Here is a 19,615-nt window from a genome sequence, read left to right as displayed (position 1 = left end):
CGGGTGCGTTGGCGTTCCGAGCGTTCCGAGCGTTCCGAGCGTTCAGAGCGCGGGTACGGGGGTGAACCTCACGGGCAGTTCGCTCAGCCCCCGCAGCCAGGGGGACGGGCGCCGGGTCAGGGACTCGGCGGGGATGGCCAGGTCGATGTCCGGCAGCCGGTCCAGTACGACCTCGATGCCCGTGCGCGCGATCACCTCCGCGACCTCCTGCGCCGGGAACGGACAGCGGTGCTCCCCGTGGCCGAAGGAGAAGTGGGCGTTGTTGCCGCCGGTGAGGGCGGAGCCGTCGGTGCGGACCTGGGGGTCGGAGTTGGCGCCCTGGAGGCCGAGGATGAGCAGGTCACCGGCGCGGATACGGCGGCCGCCGAGCTGGGTGTCACGGGAGGTCCAGCGGCCGGCGATGTTCTGGGAGGGGGTGTCCTCCCAGAGGACCTCGTTCATGGCCTCGGCGACACTGTGCCGGCCGCCGAAGAGCGACGCCGCGAAACGGTCGTCCGTCAGCATCAGGCGCAGCGAGTTGCCGATCCAGTCGGCGGTCGGCTGGTGTCCCGCGGCCATCATGACCATGAGGTCCTGGGCGATCTCCTCGTCGGAGAAGCCGGAGCCTTCTCCTGAATTCGCCGTCGCGAGCATCCGCGAGACGACGTCGTCCGCCGGCTCGGCCTTCCGGTCGGCCAGCAACTGAGCCATGGAGGCGGCCAGGTGCTGCTGGCCCGCGAGCGCGCCCTCCCGCCCGTTGATCATGTCGTTGAGGGCGGTGACCAGGCCGGGGCCCTGCTCCTCCGCGAAGCCGTAGAGCGTGGCGAGGACGCGGACGGGCAGCAGTGCCGCGTAGTCCCCGACGATGTCCGTCTCACCCTTCGCGCAGACAGCGTCGATCAGTTCGTCGGCGAACCTCTCGGCGTGGGAGCGCAGTTCGAAGGGGTCGACGGCTTCGAGCGCGTCGCTGATCATCGCGGCGCGCTCGCGGTGGCGTTCGCCGACCGTGTAGAGGATGGAGGGCTGCTTGCGGCCGATCATCGGCAGCAGCGGCCAGTCGTCGGGGATGTGGTCCCACTGGTTCCACAGGTCGGAGTCCCGGCTGAACAGCACGGGATCGCCGGTGACCTGGTGCAGCTCGCGGTAGCCGAGCACCAGCCAGGCGGGGATGTCGCCGTCCAGCACGACCGGTGTCACGGCACCGTGGTCGCGCCGCATCTCCCGGTACAGCTCGGCGGGTTCGGTCTGGAACCGGGGCCCGCTGAGGGGCACGGGGGCGGGGGTCACAGCGCCAACTCCGGTGATCGTGGGATGGAGAGAGACTTGAGGTGCTCGACCAGGGTGATCAGCACCCGCTTGCTGGACTCCCGTGAACGGGCGTCGCAGTCGAGCAGCGGGACATGCGGGTCGAGGTCGAGGGCCTCGCGGATCTGCGCGGGGGTGTGGGTGGGCCCGCCGAAGTCGTTGCAGGCCACGATGAACGGGGTGCCGTGGTGCTCCAGCCGGTCGATGGCGTACCAGGAGTCGTCGATGCGCCGGGTGTCGACGAGGACGACCGCGCCGAGCGTGCCGGAGAACAGCCGGTCCCAGAGGAACCAGAAGCGTTCCTGCCCCGGCGCGCCGAACAGATACAGCACATTGCGGGCGTCCAGCGTGATGCGGCCGAAGTCGAAGGCGACGGTGGTCGCGGACTTGCCGCGCACCTCGCTGATGTCGTCGACCGCCTCGCCGGCCTGCGTCATCGTCTCCTCGGTGTTGAGGGGACGGATCTCGCTCACGGAGCGGACCAGGGTCGTCTTGCCGACGCCGAAGCCGCCGACGACCACGATCTTGAGGCCGTTGTCGGCCGACGCCTCCAGGGGCGTACGCGCGCCGTCCGTCGGGGAGGACGTAGGCGCGTCAGAGGTTACGGAGTCCAACGAGCACCTGCTCCAGGATGTCGGGGTCGGGAAGACCGGAAGGAACAGTGGGCTGCGGGTGGCGGGCGCTGACGCGGCCCGCGGCGAGCAGGTCGGCGAGCAGGATGCGGGTGATGGACACCGGGAGCTTCAGCTCCGCGGCGATCTCCACGACCGCCGTCGGCCGGTCGCACATCCGCAGGATCGCGGCGTGCTCCGACTGCATCCCCAGCACCGGATCGCACTCCGCGACCACCAGCGTCACCAGGTCGAAGGGGGTGTCGGGCCCGGACCGGCTGCGCCCTCCGGTGAGGGTGTACAGCCGGTCGGGCGCGTCGTCCCTGCCCGGACGGCTCATGACGTACGGGGCGGCGCGCTCAGGTGTTCGCCGAGTTGCTCCACGAGTTCGCTCATGTTGTGCCCGACCAGACCGGCGTCCGCGTCCTCGGCGGTGACGACGGCGAGGTGCGCTCCGTCGCCCGCCTCCACGATGAACAGGACCCCGCCGTAGAACTCGGCCATGGCCGAACGCACACCCCCGCTGCCGTCGCCGAACTCCATGGACGCGCCGTGGGACAGCGACTGGATACCGGCGGCGATCGCGGCGAGCTGGTCGGCCTGGTCGACCGAGAGTTCCGGGGTGCGGCACAACTTCAGGCCGTCGCGGGAGAGCACGAGCGCGTGCCGGGCGCCCGGGGTGCGCTCAAGGAGGCCCTCGATGAGCCAGGAGAGCTTCTCGTCGGCGGTGGTGGTGCCGGTCATGGGGTGGTGTCGCCTTCCGGGTGCGCGTGCGAGTGCGGCTGCGGCTGTGAGTTCGTGGGGGTGGCGGGGGCTGTGTCCCGTACGGCTTCGTCGGCCCGTACGGCTTCCTTGTCCTGTACGCCGTCCCGTACGGCTTCTTCTTGTCCTGCCGCGTCTCGTACGGCGTCCTCGGCGCCCGCCGCCGTGCCGCGTACCGCCTGGCGGAAGCTGCTGAAGCGGGCCGCCGCCCTCGCCTTGGAGGTGTCGGCGGTACGGGGTTCCGGGTCGGCCTGGGGCGGCGTGGCGTGCGCGCGGCTGCGCTCGGCGTGCGCGAGGGTGCGGCCGCGGCGGCGCTTGGGGAGGTTGTCGGCCGACGGGGGAACCGGCTCGTGCCGGGGCGAGTCGTGGGTGGGGACCGGGTCCGGGTCGAGGTCGCCGGCGGCGCGGGCGGCGGCGTACGACACCTGGGACGCCTCGGAAGCCGGGGAAGCAGGGGAGGCATTGGACGGCCGGGTCGCCTGGAGCAGGGGCTCCACGGTGTAGTCCTCGATGAGGGACTGAGGGTTCAGGGGAGCCGTCGCGGCCTGCTCGGGGTCCGCCGGCAGGGGGGCGGTGGGAAGCGTGAGGAGGTCCTGGGGGATGAGCACCAGGACGCCCGTGCCGCCGCGCGCGGAGGGCCGGAAGGACACCTTCAGACCGTGCTTGCGGGCGAGCCGGCCGACCACCGCGAGGCCGAGCCGGGTGCCGGTGAGCCCGCCGAGCCCGGCGGTGCTTCCGGCGTCCCCGGACACCGCGCGCTCGGCGCGGCGCAGCTGGACGTCGCCCATGACCAGGCCGCTGTCCTCGACGGAGACGATGACGCCGGCCGGGACCTCCTCGACGTACACATGCACTTCGGCGGTCGGCGGCGAGAAGTTCGCGGCGTTGTCGAGGAGTTCGGCGAGGGCGTGCATGACGCCCTCGGCGGCGTGTCCGGCGACGGCGGCGTCGCTGGCGGAGTGCACGCGCACGCGTTGGTAGCCGCCGATGCGGCCCATCGCGCCGCGCAGGATCGACTCCATGACGATGGGGCGCGCCCAGCGGCGGCCCGAGCGCGCGCCGGTGAGGACGGCGACGGAGTCGGCGAGGCGGCCGGCCTGTGCGGTGCGGTGGTCGAGGTGGAGGAGGTCGGCGAGGACCTCCTCGTCGGAGTGCCGCTCCTCCATGGTGCGCAGGTCGGCGAGCATGCCGGTGGCCAGGGCCTGCATCCGGCCCGCCGCGTTGGCGGTCGCGGAGATGGCGGCGGCGCGGTCGCCGGTGGCCCGCCGGGCGCGCTCGGTCAGCCGGGCGTTCTCCTCGGCGAGGCGGCTGCGTTCGCCGGTGAGGTGCTGCCGCTCGGCGGCGAACTCCTCGGTGAGGCGGGCGCGTTCCTGCGTCGCGGCCTCGGTCAGCTGCGCGCGTTCCCGTGCCGCCGCCTCGGTCAGGCGGGCCCGTTCGCGGGCGGAGTCGTCGGCCAGCCGGGCCCGCTCCTGGTGGAACTCCTCGGTCAGCCGGGCCCGTTCCTGAAGGAGCCGTCCGGCGTCCTGGGTCACCGCGTCCAGGCGGCGGCGCACCAGCTTCGCCGTCTGCGTGGCGCGGGCGGCCACCGCGACGGCCGCGCACAGCAGCATCGCGGCCGCGCCCGCGCCCCAGGCGAGGGGGGCGCGCACCGAGTCGGGCGCCAGGGCGACCGCGGCGGCCACCGCGAGCGCGGCCGGGACGGCGGCTATCAGCGGAGCGGGCGCGACGGCGCGGAGGGTGGGTCGTTCGCCTGAGGGGATGGGGGCGGTCATCAATCGGTCCTCGGTCGTGTCCTGGAAGAGAACGTGTCCTCGGTCGGGTCCTGGAAGAAGCCGTGTCCTCGGTCGTGTCCTGGGCGAGAAGCGACACCTGGTGCTCAACTGGCGGTCACTATATGAGAGTTCGTGATCGAATTGGGAAGGTTCTGGAAGCGGTTTCATGATCCGGACGGAATTCGCGGGTGCGGCTGACCGTCGCTGTCGGTGCCCGGCGGCATCCTGGGGGGATGACGGATCTCGGAGGGCTGCGGGCCGGGCTGGCGAAGGCCGTGCGCGGCGAGGTCGCCTTCGACGCGACCGCGCGGGCGCTGACCACCATGGACGCGTCCAACTACCGGCGCGTCCCGCTCGGTGTCGTGTCCCCGCGCGACGCCGACGACGTGGCGGCGGCCCTCGCCGTGTGCCGGGCGCACGGCGTGCCGGTCGTGCCGCGCGGCGGCGGCACCTCGATCGCCGGGCAGGCCACGGGCACGGGCGTCGTGCTGGACTTCACCCGCCACATGAACCGGATCGTGTCCCTCGACGCGGAGAGCCGTACGGCCGTGGTCCAGCCCGGCGTCGTCCTGGACCGCCTCCAGGACGCCGCCGCCCCGCACGGCCTGCGTTTCGGCCCCGACCCCGCGACCCACAGCCGCTGCACCCTCGGCGGAATGATCGGCAACAACTCGTGCGGGTCCCACTCGGTGGCCTGGGGCACGACGGCGGACAGCGTGCGGGAGCTGTCCGTCGTCACCGGACAGGGGGCTCGCGCCACGCTCGGGCAGCACTGGGCCGGCGCGCCGGACGGCCTCCGGGCCCTGGTGGAGGGCGAGTTGGCGCGCCTGCGCACCGGCTTCCCTGACCTTCCGCGCCGTATCTCCGGGTATGCCCTGGACGCCCTGCTCCCCGAGAAGGGCGCGGACGTCGCCCGCGCCTTCTGCGGCTCCGAGGGCACCTGGGGGGTGCTGACCGAGGCGGTCGTACGACTGGTGGAGGCGCCGCGCGCGCGGGCGCTGGCCGTGCTGGCGTACCCGGACGAGAGCGCGGCGGCGGAGGCGGCCGCGGGGCTGCTGGCGCACGCGCCGCTGACGGTGGAGGGGATGGCCGCGGACCTCGTGCCGGCCGACGCGGGGCTGCCCCGGGGCGGCGCCTGGCTGTTCGTGGAGACGGGCGGCGCCTCGCAGGCGGAGGCACGCGCGCGTGCGGACGCGATCGTGCGGGCCGCGGATGTCCTGGACGCCGTGGTGGTCACCGACCCGGCGGGTCAGCGAGCCCTGTGGCGGCTGCGCGAGGACGCGAGCGGTACGGCGACCCGGATGCCCGACGGCAGCGAGGCCTGGCCCGGCTGGGAGGACTGCGCGGTGCCGCCGGCCCGGCTCGGCGCCTACCTCCGCGACTTCCGGAGCCTGTTGACGGCCCACGGGCTACGCGGCACGCCGTACGGGCACTTCGGCGACGGCTGCATCCACGTGCGCATCGACTTCGACCTGATGACGCCACAGGGCGTGAGCCGCTTTCGGCGCTTCTCCGAGGAGCTCGCCGACGTGGTCGTCTCCCACGGCGGCTCCCTGTCCGGCGAGCACGGGGACGGCCAGGCGCGGGCCGAACTGCTGCCCAGGATGTACGGCACCGAGATGGTCGGCCTCTTCGAGCGGGCCAAGGACCTCTGGGACCCCGACGGCCTGCTCAACCCCGGAATGCTCGTACGGCCGCACCGGCTGGACGAGAACCTGCGGTTCGCGGTGCTGCCGCCGAAGCCGGTGGACGTGGAGTTCGGATACCCGGCGGACGGCGGGGACTTCTCGGCCGCGGTCCGCAGATGCGTGGGGGTCGCCAAGTGCCGTACGACGGAGAGCACTTCGGGGAGCGTCATGTGCCCCTCCTTCCGGGCGACCGGCGAGGAGGAGCACTCCACGCGCGGGCGGGCGCGGCTGCTGCACGAGATGCTCGCGGGCGAGGTCGTGACGGACGGCTGGCGCTCGACAGAGGTCCGCAACGCGCTGGACCTGTGCCTGTCCTGCAAGGGATGCAGGTCCGACTGCCCGGTCGGCGTCGACATGGCCACGTACAAGGCGGAGTTCCTCCACCACCACTACGAGGGCCGGCGACGTCCCGCCGCGCACTACGTGATGGGGCGGCTGCCGGTGTGGCTGGCGGCGGTGACCCGGACGCACTCGGCGTGGCTGGTCAACTCCCTTGCTTCCGTACGTCCGTTGGCCGCCGTCGCCAAGCGGTTGGGCGGCATCGCGCCCGAACGGGAGATTCCGCGCCTGGCGCCCGAGACGTTCAGCCGGTGGTGGGGGCGGCGGTTCAAGGAGCAGGTGCAGCGGATGATGAAGGAGAGGGCGGACGAGTTTCCCGGCGGCGTGGAGGATGACGGCGCGGGGGATGACGGCGCGAGGGATGACGGCGTTGAGGACGACGGCGTTGAGGACGACGGCGAGGACGACGGCGAGGGGCCCTTCGCCGAGGGCCGTGGGGGCCCGCGTGAGATGGCCTTCCTGTGGCCGGACACCTTCACGGAGTACCTCTCGCCGTCCGTGGGGCAGGCGGCCGTGCGGGTGCTGGAGGCGGCGGGGGTGGGCGTACTGCTGACGCCGGCGGTGGCGATGAGGAAGACGGCCGCGGGGTACGGCGTGTCGGTCCACACGAGCCCGTGGTCGGTGGGCCGCCGCGGCCGGGTCTGCTGCGGTCTGACATATGTCTCCACCGGCCAACTGGACCGCGCCCGTACGGTGATGCGCCGCACGCTCGACCTGATGGGCGTCTTCCTCGACCCGGACCTCTACCCGCGGCCCCCCGCCGTCGTCGTCCTGGAACCGAGCTGCGCCGCCGCCCTCCGCACCGACCTCCCGGAGCTGCTGCACGACGATCCCCGCGCGGCACGTCTGGCGGCGGCGGTGCTGACGTTCGCCGAGGCCCTGGAACGCCTCGCCCCGGACTGGACACCACCACCGGTGAACCGCCAGGCCGTCGGCCAGACCCACTGCCACCAGCACGCGGTCCTCGGCGACGCGGCCGACCGCCGGCTGCGCGAGGCGGCGGGCCTGACCGGCACCCTCGCGGGCGGCTGCTGCGGCCTCGCGGGCAACTTCGGCTTCGAGAGGGGCCATTACGCGGTCTCGGCGGCCTGCGCGGAGGAGCAACTGCTCCCGGCGGTACGGGAGGCCAGTGACGACACGGTGATCCTGGCGGACGGCTTCTCCTGCCGTACACAGGTGGAGCAGCTGGCGGGGCGGAAGGGGAGGCATCTGGCGGAGGTGCTGGCGGAGGGGCTGACGACAGCTGACGAGAGAGGCCGGGGCAAGGGCTGACGACCGGCGGTAAGTCTGCCGGGGGCGGCGAACACCCGTAAGTACGCTGGAAGGTCCACTACCCCCCAAGAGGAGTGCCGCGCATGAGTCTCCGCCTCCAGGCGATCACCCGTGAAGAACACCTGGCGTTCGTCAGGACGCGGCCCTCGGCCAGCCATATGCAGGTGCCGTCGTGGGGCGATGTGAAGCCGGACTGGCGGGCGGAGAGCCTGGGATGGTTCGACGACAACGGAGGCGGAGGCGCAGGCGCAGGCGGAGACGGGGGCGGGACCCTGGTCGGGGTGGGCCTTGTGCTGCTGCGCCCGCTGCCGAAGGTGAAGCGGTACCTCGCCTATCTGCCCGAGGGCCCGGTCATCGACTGGCACGCGGCGGATCTCGCCGAACGCTGGCTCGCACCGATGCTCACGTACCTCAAGAGCCGCGGCGCGTTCTCGGTGAAGATGGGCCCGCCCGTCGTCGTACGCCGATGGAGCGCGGACGCGGTCAAGGCGGCGATCGCCGATCCGGTGGCGCGGAAGCTGGGGGACGTGGAGGCGACGGCGCACGAGCCGGGTGCCGTCGAGGTCGCCGACCGGCTGAGCCGCATGGGATGGCAGCGGACCGAGCCGGGCGGCGAGGACGGCTTCGCGGCCGGACAGCCGCGTTACGTCTTCCAAGTGCCGTTCGCCGGGCGGTCGCCGCAGGAGATCCACCGGGGTCTCAACCAGCAGTGGCGGCGCAACATCAAGAAGGCCGAGAAGGCCGGCGTGCAGGTGGTGCGGGGCGGTTACGACGACCTGCCCGCCTTCTACGAGCTGTACGTGGAGACGGCCGAACGCGACCGTTTCATCCCGCGCCCGCTGCCCTACTTCCAGCGCATGTGGACCGCGTTGACCGCCGAAGACCCCGACCGCATGCGGCTCTACCTCGCCCACCACGAGGGCGACGTCCTCGCGGCGGCCACCATGCTGACCGTCGGCACCCATGTCTGGTACTCCTACGGCGCCTCCACCAGCCGCAAGCGCGAGGTCCAGCCCAACAACGCCGTCCAGTGGCGCATGATGACCGACGCCCATGAACTGGGCGCCGCCGTCTACGACTTCCGCGGCATCACCGACACCCTCGACGAGTCCAACCACCTCCTCGGCCTCCTCCGCTTCAAGGCGGGCGCGGGCGGCGAGGCCGTCGAGTACCTCGGCGAGTGGGACTTCCCGATCAACCGGCTGCTGCACAAGGCGCTGGACCTGTACATGGCGCGCCGCTGAGGCCCCCGGGCCCCGGCGGCGGACATCCAGCACTCAGGCTTTTAAGCCAACCCTCAGGTTTCATAAGGCGATTCACAGTTCCCCTTTGCCGTTTTTGACTGCGCCTTGGTGCGGCACCCGTGTAGGTTCCTTCATGTCGGGCGGCGGGGAAATTCGAGGTGACGACCAAGAATTCCCGTCAGTTTCCGTAGAGAATTCTCGCACCATTGCACCCTTGCGCCATTGAAATCCTCAAGGAGTTGGCATGAGCTTCAAGAAGCTTGCCCCGCTGCCCCCCAAGCCCAAGTCGAAGCTGCTCCCGCCCCCGCCGAAGCCGAAGCCCAAGCCGAAGCACGCGCCGAAGCCGCTGCCCAAGTTCGACGACCGCTAGGGCGATGAAAAGGAGGGCCGACGGTACACCGTCGGCCCTCCTTTCCTTATTTCTTTCCTTACCTGCTGTGAATTCAATTGTGCCCTCGACCGGGGTTATAGGAGGGTCATGAGTGCGCTCGCTGAATTCGAGGAATCGTACGACGAGGAGGGGTATGGCGAGGAGGGGTATGACGCCGACACCCCGACGATCCCCGCCCGTACCGCCTTCCGTCGCTTCTGGCCCCTGACCAAGGGGTTGCGCGGCCGGCTGATGGTCGTCTGGCTGTGCACGGTGCTCGCCGCGCTCGCCGAGACCGCCGCGATCCTGCTCTTCAGCGAACTCACCGACCACGCGCTGCAACAGGGCTCGCTGAGCGCGTTCTGGCGCCCGGCCGCCGAATGGCTGGGCGTCGCCGTCGTCGGCGCGGCCGTCGGCTACGCGGGCCACTCCCTCGCCGCCTGGGTCACCGAGCGCTTCGTGATGCGGCTGCGCGAGCATGTCTTCGACCACATACAGCAGTTGCCGCCGCACTTCTTCCAACGGCACCGGCAGGGCGACCTGTTGTCCCGGCTGACCAGTGACGTCGAGGCGATCGAGACGATGGTCGTGTCGGGACTGGTGGGCGCGGCGTCGGCCGTCTTCAGCGCGGTGTTCTACGCCGCCGCCGCGTTCTGGCTGCGCTGGGACCTCGCGGTGGCGACGTTCGTCCTAGCGCCGCTGTTCTGGCTGGCGGCCCGGCGCTTCTCCGGCAGCATCAAGTCCGTCTCCCGCGAGGGCCGGGTCGCGGACGGCGCGATCACCTCCGTGGTGGAGGAGTCGCTCGGCAACATCGTGCTGACGCAGGCCTACGACCGTCGGGACGCGGAGCGGCGGCGGCTGAACCAGGAGGCGACCGCCTGGTTCCGGGCCTCGGTGAGGTCCTCGCGCCTCAACGAGCTGTACGAGCAGCTGGTCCAGGTCATCGAGACGGTGTGCGTGCTGGCGGTCATCGGCCTGGGCGCGTGGGAGATCTCCGGCGGCCGGATGACCCTCGGCCAGCTCCTCGCGTTCGCCGCGTTCCTCGGCTACCTCTACCCGCCCGTGCGCGGGCTCGCCCAGCTCGGCCTCACGGTGACGGCGGCGACCGCCGGTGCCGAGCGGCTGATCGAGATCCTGGACGTCCGGCCCGCCGTCGCCGATCCGGCGCGTTCGGCGCAGAGCACGCTCGGCCGGCCCGACGGCGCGGTGGAGGTGCGCGACGTCTCCTTCAGCTACCCCGGCGCGGACACGGTGGCCCTGCGGGGACTGACCTTCGACGTGCGCCCCGGCGAGCTGGTGATCATCACCGGCCCGAGCGGCGCGGGCAAGTCCACCGTCTCCAAGCTTCTGCTGCGCTTCTACGACCCCGACTCCGGCTCGGTCCTCCTGGACGGCGTACCGGTCGGCGACTTCCCGCTGGCGCGGCTGCGCGAGTACGTCACGCTGCTGCCGCAGGAGACCCTGGTCCTGCACGACACCGTCCGCGCGAACATCGCGTGCGGTCGTTCGGGTGCGAGCGACAAGGCGATCGTGGAGGCGGCGCGGGCGGCCGACGCCCACGAGTTCATCATGAGTCTGCCCGAGGGCTACGACACCAGGATCGACCCCAACTCGGCCCGGCTGTCCGGCGGCCAGCTGCAACGGCTCGCCATCGCCCGCGCCATCCTGCGCGACGCACCCGTCCTGGTCCTCGACGAGCCGTCGACCGGCCTGGACGCGATGGCCGCGCGCCGCGTGGTCAAACCGCTGCGCCGCCTGATGGCGGGCCGTACGACCATCATGATCACGCACGACCTGAACCTCGCCCCCGACGCCGACCGCATCCTCGTCGTCGACCACGGCCGCATCGTCGAGACGGGCCGCCACGACGAGCTCCTGTCCCGCGGCGGCGCGTACTCCCGCCTGCACCGCTCCCAGAACAACGCGCTCATGGACACGGGGGAGCTGCGGCTGCCGCTGTTCGTGGAGGGGGTGGGGGTGACTGGGGTGCCGGTCGCGGTTCCGGTTCCGGTTTCGGTTCCGGGGTACGGGGATGTGCCGTACGGCAACGCCGCCTACGAGCACGGTGCGTACGGGAACGCCGTGTACGGGAACGCCGTGTACGGGGACCCGGCGTACCTCTCGGCTTCCCCGGCCTCAGCGGCTTACCCGGCGTACTACTCGGAGGGACCGCAGGGAGTCGCCGGCGGCTTCCCGGTCGCCGAAGGCTGGTACGCGTACCCGGACACGGTCCCGGATCACCTGGTCCCGGATCACCTCTCCGACGGGCGCCCCCTCTTCCGGGACGAAGCGCCCTGGACCGGCGCCTGACGGCCCTGCCCGCCCGCTCTCCGCCTCCGGCGCCCCGGGACAGTCGTATAACGGGTTCACACACCTGACAGAGTCCATTACCCTGGACTGGCAGGTGCAGCATGATGAACGAACCCCGAGTCGATGTCCCGGAACCCTGGAAGGCCCCGTGAACACCCCCAGCGCCGCCCCGTCCTCCCCGGCCTCGACCGCCCCCGCGACGGCACCCGTGCCCACGCCGGGCGGCCCGCGCCGGCGAGGTTCCTTGGGGCCGGTGGGTCTGGTCCTCGCCGGTGGGATCTCGGTGCAGTTCGGCGGGGCGCTGGCCGTGACGCTGATCCCCCGGGCCGGTGCGCTGGGTGTCGTGACCCTGCGACTGCTCGCGGCGGCGATCGTGCTGATGGTGGTCTGCCGCCCGCGGCTGCGCGGCCACTCCCGCACCGACTGGGGCACGGTCGTCGTCTTCGGCATCACGATGGCCGCGATGAACGGGCTCTTCTACCAGTCGGTCGCCCGAATCCCGCTCGGCCCGGCGGTCACCCTGGAGGTCCTCGGCCCCCTCGCCCTCTCGGTCCTGGCCTCCCGACGGTTGATCAACACGCTCTGGGCCGGACTCGCTCTCGCCGGTGTCTTCCTCCTCGGCGGTGGAGGCTTCAGCAGCCTGGACCCCACAGGTGTCGCGTTTGCCCTCGGGGCGGGCGCCATGTGGGCGACGTACATAGTCTTCAGCGCGCGTACGGGCCGCCGCTTCCCTCAGGCCGACGGACTGGCCCTCGCGATGGCCGTCGCGGCCCTGGTGTTCCTCCCGCTGGGCATCGCGGAGGCGGGCGTGAAACTGCTGGACCCGACGACGGTCGCCCTGGGCTCGGCCGTGGCGGTCCTCTCCTCCGTTCTCCCCTACACCCTCGAACTCCTCGCCCTGCGCCGCCTGCCCGCCTCCACCTTCGCGATCCTCATGAGCCTGGAACCGGCGGTCGCCGCGACGGCCGGCTTCCTGGTCCTCCATCAAGCCCTCTCCGCGACGGAGGCCGCCGCGATCGCCCTCGTTATCGCGGCCAGCATGGGGGCGGTGCGGACGCAGGTGGGACGGGGGAAGGCGAAGGGGCTGGACGGCCAGGGCAGCCACCCGTCCGACTTTTAGCGCACCTGATCACGGGCGGACCGGGCGGAGCTGAGCACACCCATATAGCCGTACGGCCGCTCGTGCTCCCCGAACCAAAGCTGCGGCGCCCGCGCGTACGCGGCCGCGGCGAGTTCGCGACCCCAACGGCGGCTGGCGAACATCGGGATCGCGATCCGGTAGCGGCGGTCCGGCAGACCGGGGCGCGGCGGCTGGTCCCGCACGACGAGTGGCTTGAGCAGGGGATCGGCGTCGTCGACATCGCCGTACGGGCACAGCTCAAGGCTCATGATCTTCTGGCCGGCCCTGGCGTTGCCCTTGTGCGCCCAGTACAGCCCGACCCCGGCCAGCGACTGCCACGGGACCACTGTCTGCCGCTCCCGGCTGTGCCGCCACCACACCCCGTACGCGTCGAAGGCGAGCAGCGTCCCGCGCCGCGTCCACAGCACGTACGCCATCAGCACGCCCAACCCGCCCAGGAGCAGCAGCCACACCCCGGCGAAGATCCACTGCCCGACGCCCGCCCCGCCCTTCGCCGCCGTGACGACGAGCGGCAGCGGCGCGAGACAGAGTGCGATCAGCGTGCCCGGCAGTCCGGTCCGAAGCCGACGCATCCCGAAGCGGTAGACGGTGGCGTCGGGGGCGGGGTGAGCGGGCGGAGGGGGCGGAGGGGGTGGAGAGGGAAGCATGGCCGCAGAGCCTAGTGGGGTGACCTGGGCATGACGAAGTCCCCGCATCTACCGCGTCTGTAGCGGCATCTGCGTCAATTAATGCAAGCATGCTTGATTGTTTCTGTGGCCGCTGCCATGCTCCGGGACACACAACGTCGTGCCCCGAGGGAGCGCATCGTGTCCGACCCGTCGTTCGTGATCGACGATCTGCGTGCGGAGAGTGAGGAACTCGACCGACTCGTGGGGGAGTTGGGGGAGGAGCGGTGGGCGGTCGCCACGCCCGCTCCCGGGTGGACCATCGCCCATCAGATCGCCCATCTCGCCTGGACCGACCGCGCCGCGCTGCTCGCCGTGACCGACGCGGAGGCCTTCGCGAAGGAGGTCGAGAAGGCGCTCGCCGCGCCGGACGGATTCGTGGACGAGGGCGCGGAGGAGGGCGCGGCGCTGCCGCCGGCCCGACTGCTCGCCGAGTGGCGGTCGGGGCGGGCCGCCCTGGAGGAGGCCCTGCGCGCGGCACCCACGGGAACGCGGTTTCCCTGGTACGGCCCACCCATGTCGGTCGCCTCTATGGCCACCGGCCGTCTTATGGAGACCTGGGCCCATGGACAGGACGTGGCCGATGCGTTGGGTGTGATGCGCGCACCCACGGACCGGCTGAAGCATGTGGCGCGCATCGGGGTGCGGGCTCGTGACTTCGCCTTCGGGGTACGAGGGCTCACCGTGCCCGCCGAGGAGTTCCGCGTGGAACTTGTGGCTCCGTCCGGCGAGTTGTGGACGTACGGCCCGGCGGACGCCGCCCAGTGCGTCACCGGCCCGGCCCTCGACTTCTGCCTGCTGGTGACCCAACGGGCGCACCGCGCCGACCTGGCCGTACGTGCGGAGGGTCCCGACGCCGACCGATGGCTGGACATCGCCCAGGCCTTCGCGGGCCCGCCGGGGGCCGGACGCGGGCCGAAGGAGTCTGGACCCGAGCCGCGGGAGCCGCGCGAGCCGAAGGGGACCGGGCGGTGACCGCCGTGCGACCGCCACTGCGTATCGGCAACGCCTCCGGCTTCTACGGCGACCGCTTCGACGCCCTGCGCGAGATGCTCACCGGCGGTCCGCTGGACGTCCTCACCGGCGACTATCTCGCCGAGCTGACGATGCTCATCCTGGGCCGCGACAAGCTGAAAGATCCGAAGCGCGGGTACGCCAAGACCTTCCTGGGCCAACTGGAGGAGTGCCTCGGCCTCGCGCACGAGCGTGGCGTGCGCGTCGTCGCGAACGCGGGCGGCCTCAACCCGGCCGGACTCGCCGACGCCGTGCGGGAGTTGGCGGACAGGCTCGGCATCCCGGTGCGCGTCGCCCATGTCGAGGGCGACGACCTGACGCACCGGTACCCGGGAAGTCTCGCCGCGCACGCCTACCTCGGCGGCGCCGGTATCGCCGCGTGTCTGCGCGAGGGCGCGGACATCGTCGTCACGGGGCGGGTCACGGACGCGGCACTCGTGACGGGGCCCGCCGCCGCCCACTTCGGCTGGGGACCGGGGGACCACGACCGGCTCGCGGGCGCCGTCGTCGCCGGGCACGTCCTGGAGTGCGGCACCCAGGCCACCGGCGGCAACTACGCCTTCTTCGCCGACCACGACCCGGCCCTCCTCCGCCACCCCGGCTTCCCGCTCGCCGAACTCCACGAGGACGGCACGAGCGTCATCACCAAACACGACGGCACCGGCGGCCTCGTCGACGTCGGCACGGTCACCGCACAGCTCCTGTACGAGACGCAGGGCGCCCGGTACGCGGGCCCCGACGTCACCGCCCGGCTCGACTCGGTCCGGCTGACCCAGGAGGGCCCCGACCGGGTCCGGATCGAGGGAGTTCGCGGCGAGGCCCCGCCGCCCACCCTGAAGGTCGGCCTCAACCGGCTCGGGGGCTTCCGCAACGAGGTCGTGTTCGTCCTGACAGGGCTCGACATCGAGCGCAAGGCCGCCCTCGTCCGCGACCAGTTGGACACCGCACTCGCCACCGCCAAGTCCCGCCCGGCGGAGGCGCGGTGGGATCTCGCCCGCACCGACCACCCCGACGCCCCCACCGAGGAAACCGCGAGCGCACTGCTCCGGCTCGTCGTACGGGACGCGGACCAGAACGCGGTGGGCCGCGCGCTGAGCGGAGCCGCCGTCGAACTGGCGCTGGCGAGCTACCCCGGATTCCATGTGATAGCGCCACCTGGGCCGGGCTCGCCTTATGGGGTCTTCGAGGATGTGTACGTCCCCCATGGCGCCGTCGACCATGTGGCGGTCCTCCACGACGGGCGCCGGGTGCCTGTGGCTCCGGTCGAAGACACCCGCGTACTGGAGACGCCCGAAGAACCGCCGTTGCCCGAACCGTTGCCGCTGACCGGACCGACCCGCCGTGCGCCTCTCGGCCTTGTCGCCGGCGCCCGCAGCGGTGACAAGGGCGGGAACGCCAATGTCGGTGTCTGGGCGCGCACGGATGACGCGTGGCGATGGCTGGCCCATCAACTGACCACGGAAAGATTTCAGAGTCTGGTGCCGGAAAGCCGCCCTCTGAAAGTCGTCCGGCACGTACTGCCCAACCTCCGCGCCCTCAACTTCGTCGTGGAAGGAATCCTCGGCGAGGGCGTCGCCTCCCAGGCCCGTTTCGACCCCCAGGCCAAGGCCCTCGGCGAATGGCTCCGCTCCCGACACCTGGACATACCGGAGACCTTCCTGTGACCGTCCTTTCCTCCGCGCTCGACATCAGCGGCCCCGACTACACCGCCCACCGCGAAGCCATGCTCACCAAGCTCGCCGAGCTGGACACCGAGCACGCCAAGGCGCTCGTGGGCGGCGGCGAGAAGTACGTCGCCCGGCACCGGCAGCGCGGCAAGCTGCTCGCCCGGGAGCGGATCGAGCTGCTCCTCGACCCCGACACGCCGTTCCTGGAGCTGTCGCCGCTGGCCGCGTACGGCAGCGAGTACGCGGTCGGCGCCTCGCTGGTCACCGGGATCGGGGTCGTCGAGGGCGTGGAGTGCCTGATCACGGCGAACGACCCGACCGTGCGCGGCGGTGCCAGCAACCCCTGGAGCCTGAAGAAGGCCCTGCGGGCCAATGACATCGCGCTCGCCAACCGGCTGCCCTGCATCAGCCTCGTCGAGTCCGGTGGCGCCGATCTGCCGTCCCAGAAGGAGATCTTCATCCCCGGGGGCGCGATCTTCCGCGACCTCACCCGGCTGTCCGCGGCCGGAATCCCCACTGTGGCGGTCGTCTTCGGGAACTCCACCGCCGGCGGCGCGTACGTCCCCGGCATGTCCGACCACGTGATCATGGTCAAGGAGCGGGCCAAGGTCTTCCTGGGCGGGCCGCCGCTGGTGAAGATGGCCACCGGCGAGGAGAGCGACGACGAGTCCCTGGGCGGTGCCGAGATGCACGCGCGCGTGTCGGGTCTCGCGGACTACTTCGCCGTCGACGAGCAGGACGCCCTCCGGCAGGCCCGGCGCGTGGTCGCCCGCCTCAACCACCGCAAGGCGTACCGCGATCCGGGCCCGGCGGTCCCTCCCAAGTACGACGAGGACTCGCTCCTGGGGATCGTCCCCGGCGACCTGAAGCACCCCTTCGACCCGCGCGAGGTCATCGCTCGCATCGTCGACGCCTCCGACTTCGACGAGTTCAAGCCCCTCTACGGGACGAGCCTGACGACCGGCTGGGCGACGCTCCACGGCTACCCCGTCGGCATCCTCGCCAACGCCCAAGGCGTGCTGTTCAGCGCCGAGTCCCAGAAGGCCGCCCAGTTCATCCAGCTCGCCAACCAGCGCGACATCCCGCTGCTCTTCCTGCACAACACCACCGGCTACATGGTGGGCAAGGAGTACGAGCAGGGCGGCATCATCAAGCACGGCGCGATGATGATCAACGCGGTGAGCAACTCACGGGTCCCGCACCTGTCCGTCCTGATGGGCGCCTCCTACGGAGCCGGTCACTACGGCATGTGCGGGCGCGCGTACGACCCGCGCTTCCTGTTCGCCTGGCCCAGCGCCAAGTCGGCCGTCATGGGCCCCCAGCAGCTCGCGGGCGTCCTGTCGATCGTCGCCCGGCAGTCGGCGGCGGCGAAGGGGCAGCCGTATGACGACGACGCGGACGCGGCGCTGCGCGCCATGGTCGAGCAGCAGATCGAGTCCGAGTCGCTGCCGATGTTCCTGTCCGGGCGGCTGTACGACGACGGGGTCATCGACCCGCGCGACACCCGCACCGTTCTCGGCCTGTGCCTGTCCGCGATCCACACGGCGCCCTACGAGGGCGCGCGCGGTGGCTTCGGCGTCTTCCGGATGTGAGGTCTCCTCAGTGATCAGCTCAATCCTTGTGGCCAACCGGGGCGAGATCGCCTGCCGTGTCTTCCGCACCTGCGGTGAGTTGGGGATCCGAACGGTCGCCGTGTACTCGGACGCCGACGAGAACGCCCTCCACGCACGCGTGGCCGACGCGGCGGTACGGCTGCCGGGCGCGGCTCCCGCGCAGACGTATCTGCGCGGCGATCTGATCGTGAAGGCGGCCCTGAGCGCCGGCGCGGACGCCGTGCACCCCGGGTACGGCTTCCTCTCCGAGAACGCCGGCTTCGCGCGGGCCGTCCTCGACGCGGGCCTCGTCTGGATCGGCCCGCCGCCCGAGGCGATCGAGGCGATGGCCTCCAAGACGCGCGCCAAGAAACTGATGGGTCTCGCCCCCCTGGAGACGGTCACCGCCGACGACCTCCCGGTCCTCGTCAAGGCGGCCGCGGGCGGCGGCGGACGCGGCATGCGCGTCGTCCGGGAACTCGCCGACCTGGACGCCGAGTTGACGGCCGCCCGCGCCGAGGCCCTCAGCGCCTTCGGCGACGGCGAGGTCTTCGTCGAGCCCTACGTAGAGGGCGGCCGGCACGTCGAGGTGCAGATCCTCGCCGACACGCACGGCACGGTGTGGGCGCTCGGCACCCGCGACTGCTCCCTCCAGCGCCGCCACCAGAAGGTCATCGAGGAGGCCCCGGCGCCCGGCCTCGGCGACGACCTCACGGAAACCCTCTACGACCTGTCCGTACGCGCCGCCCGAGCCGTCGACTACGTGGGCGCCGGGACGGTCGAGTTCCTGGTCGCCGACGGCAAGGCCCACTTCCTGGAGATGAACACCCGCCTCCAGGTCGAACACCCCGTCACGGAAGCGGTCTTCGGCATCGACCTCGTGGCCCTCCAGATCCGTGTCGCTGAGGGCGAGCCGCTCGAAAGCGACCCTCCACGCGCGCGTGGCCACGCGATCGAGGCCCGCCTGTACGCCGAGGACCCGGCACGCGCGTGGGCCCCGCAGACCGGCACCCTGCACCGCCTCACCGTCCCGGACGGCATCCGCCTCGACACCGGCTACACCGACGGCGACCCCATCGGCATCCACTACGACCCGATGCTCGCCAAGGCCGTCGCCCACGCCCCCACGCGCGCACAGGCCGTCCGCAAGCTGAGCGCGGCCCTGGAGCGCGCCGAGATCCACGGCCCGGTCACCAACAGGGACCTGCTCGTACGGTCCCTGAGGCACCCGGAGTTCGCCGGCGCCCGCATGGACACCGGGTTCTACGACCGCCACCTGCCCGAGCTCACGACGGTCCTCCCGGACCCGTACGCGCCCCTGGCGGCCGCCCTCGCGGACGCCCACGGCCGCTCGCGGTTCGGCGGCGGCTGGCGGAACCTCCCCTCCCAGCCGCAGATCAAGCGTTACCTCATGGCGGGGGAGGAGCACGAGGTCCGCTACCGGCACACCCGCGAGGGCCTGACCGCCGAAGCCCACGGGGTGCGCGTGGTGCACGCCGGCGCCCGCCGTGTCGTCCTCGAAGTGGCGGGCGTCCGGCGGACGTTCGAGGTCACGCGATACGACGACCAGATCTTCGTGAACACCACCACCCTCACCGCGCTGCCCCGCTTCCCCGACCCGGCCACGCACCACGCCCCCGGCTCACTGCTCGCACCGATGCCCGGCACGGTGGTCCGGGTATCGGAGGGCCTGTCCGCAGGAGCCGCTGTACGGGCCGGAGAGCCCCTCCTGTGGCTGGAGGCGATGAAGATGGAGCACAAGATCTCCGCCCCCGCGACAGGCACGCTCACGGCCTTGCACGCGACTCCCGGCCAGCAGGTGGAGGTCGGCACCCTTTTGGCCGTGGTCCAGGAGGACGCGCCCCTTTAGGGGCGCGGGGAACT

15 protein-coding genes are annotated in these 19,615 nt (G+C 71.9%); 9 read left to right on the top strand and 6 right to left on the bottom strand.

Going from position 1 to position 19,615, the window contains the following annotated elements:
- Positions 1-42: 42 nt before the first annotated feature.
- From OG975_RS21455 to OG975_RS21435, 5 genes are read right to left on the bottom strand one after another with little or no spacing between them, the layout of a single operon-like run.
- Positions 43-1,266 carry a cytochrome P450 gene (locus OG975_RS21455; protein ID WP_406330939.1) on the bottom strand — a complete coding sequence of 408 codons (1,224 nt, stop codon included), beginning with the start codon at positions 1,264-1,266 and terminating at the stop codon, positions 43-45.
- Positions 1,263-1,898, bottom strand: coding sequence for a GTP-binding protein (locus OG975_RS21450; RefSeq protein ID WP_406330938.1), 636 nt, complete (start codon positions 1,896-1,898; stop codon positions 1,263-1,265). Before OG975_RS21450 ends, OG975_RS21455 begins: the two co-directional genes overlap by 4 nt.
- Positions 1,879-2,235: a DUF742 domain-containing protein gene (locus OG975_RS21445; RefSeq protein WP_327429637.1), complete on the bottom strand. Its 357-nt coding sequence runs from the start codon at positions 2,233-2,235 to the stop codon at positions 1,879-1,881. The genes OG975_RS21450 and OG975_RS21445 overlap by 20 nt, the downstream gene beginning before the upstream one ends.
- A complete protein-coding gene (locus OG975_RS21440; protein ID WP_406330937.1) occupies positions 2,232-2,639 on the bottom strand; it encodes a roadblock/LC7 domain-containing protein in 408 nt (135 codons plus the stop codon). Before OG975_RS21440 ends, OG975_RS21445 begins: the two co-directional genes overlap by 4 nt.
- Positions 2,636-4,429: an ATP-binding protein gene (locus OG975_RS21435; protein WP_406330936.1), complete on the bottom strand. Its 1,794-nt coding sequence runs from the start codon at positions 4,427-4,429 to the stop codon at positions 2,636-2,638. Before OG975_RS21435 ends, OG975_RS21440 begins: the two co-directional genes overlap by 4 nt.
- A 233-nt stretch (positions 4,430-4,662) precedes the next feature.
- Between OG975_RS21435 and OG975_RS21430 the strand changes: the two genes are divergently transcribed.
- From OG975_RS21430 to OG975_RS21410, 5 genes are all read left to right on the top strand, one after another.
- Positions 4,663-7,728, top strand: coding sequence for an FAD-linked oxidase C-terminal domain-containing protein (locus OG975_RS21430; RefSeq protein WP_406330935.1), 3,066 nt, complete (start codon positions 4,663-4,665; stop codon positions 7,726-7,728).
- An 83-nt stretch (positions 7,729-7,811) separates the two neighbouring features.
- On the top strand, positions 7,812-8,972 hold the full coding sequence (locus OG975_RS21425; RefSeq protein ID WP_406330934.1) for a lipid II:glycine glycyltransferase FemX: 1,161 nt from the start codon (positions 7,812-7,814) through the stop codon (positions 8,970-8,972).
- 244 nt (positions 8,973-9,216) lie between these two features.
- Positions 9,217-9,342, top strand: coding sequence for a hypothetical protein (locus tag OG975_RS21420; RefSeq protein WP_406330933.1), 126 nt, complete (start codon positions 9,217-9,219; stop codon positions 9,340-9,342).
- A gap of 108 nt (positions 9,343-9,450) precedes the next feature.
- A complete protein-coding gene (locus OG975_RS21415) occupies positions 9,451-11,652 on the top strand; it encodes an ABC transporter ATP-binding protein (RefSeq protein ID WP_406330932.1) in 2,202 nt (733 codons plus the stop codon).
- Positions 11,653-11,800: 148 nt separating this feature from the next.
- Positions 11,801-12,772, top strand: coding sequence for an EamA family transporter (locus tag OG975_RS21410; protein WP_406330931.1), 972 nt, complete (start codon positions 11,801-11,803; stop codon positions 12,770-12,772).
- Here OG975_RS21410 and OG975_RS21405 read toward each other — a convergent pair.
- Entirely contained in the window at positions 12,769-13,365 is a 597-nt protein-coding gene (locus tag OG975_RS21405; RefSeq protein ID WP_406330929.1) for a hypothetical protein, read from the bottom strand. The genes OG975_RS21410 and OG975_RS21405 overlap by 4 nt on opposite strands.
- 234 nt (positions 13,366-13,599) lie before the next feature.
- Here OG975_RS21405 and OG975_RS21400 point away from each other — a divergent pair, with 234 nt between their 5' ends.
- The 4 genes from OG975_RS21400 to OG975_RS21385 are packed head-to-tail and all read left to right on the top strand — an operon-like array spanning position 13,600 to position 19,601.
- Complete coding sequence (locus OG975_RS21400; RefSeq protein WP_406330928.1) at positions 13,600-14,433, top strand: TIGR03084 family metal-binding protein; 834 nt, start codon at positions 13,600-13,602, stop codon at positions 14,431-14,433.
- Complete coding sequence (locus OG975_RS21395; protein WP_406330927.1) at positions 14,430-16,136, top strand: acyclic terpene utilization AtuA family protein; 1,707 nt, start codon at positions 14,430-14,432, stop codon at positions 16,134-16,136. The genes OG975_RS21400 and OG975_RS21395 overlap by 4 nt, the downstream gene beginning before the upstream one ends.
- Positions 16,133-17,731, top strand: coding sequence for an acyl-CoA carboxylase subunit beta (locus OG975_RS21390; protein WP_406330926.1), 1,599 nt, complete (start codon positions 16,133-16,135; stop codon positions 17,729-17,731). Before OG975_RS21395 ends, OG975_RS21390 begins: the two co-directional genes overlap by 4 nt.
- 10 nt (positions 17,732-17,741) lie before the next feature.
- On the top strand, positions 17,742-19,601 hold the full coding sequence (locus OG975_RS21385) for a biotin carboxylase N-terminal domain-containing protein (protein WP_406330925.1): 1,860 nt from the start codon (positions 17,742-17,744) through the stop codon (positions 19,599-19,601).
- The last annotated feature ends 14 nt before the right edge of the window (positions 19,602-19,615 follow it).

The organism is Streptomyces sp. NBC_00203, from assembly GCF_045206325.1.
GTDB lineage: Bacteria > Actinomycetota > Actinomycetes > Streptomycetales > Streptomycetaceae > Streptomyces > Streptomyces lutosisoli.
Note: the sequence above shows the minus strand (reverse complement) of the source record. Positions and strands in the feature narration are given on the sequence as shown.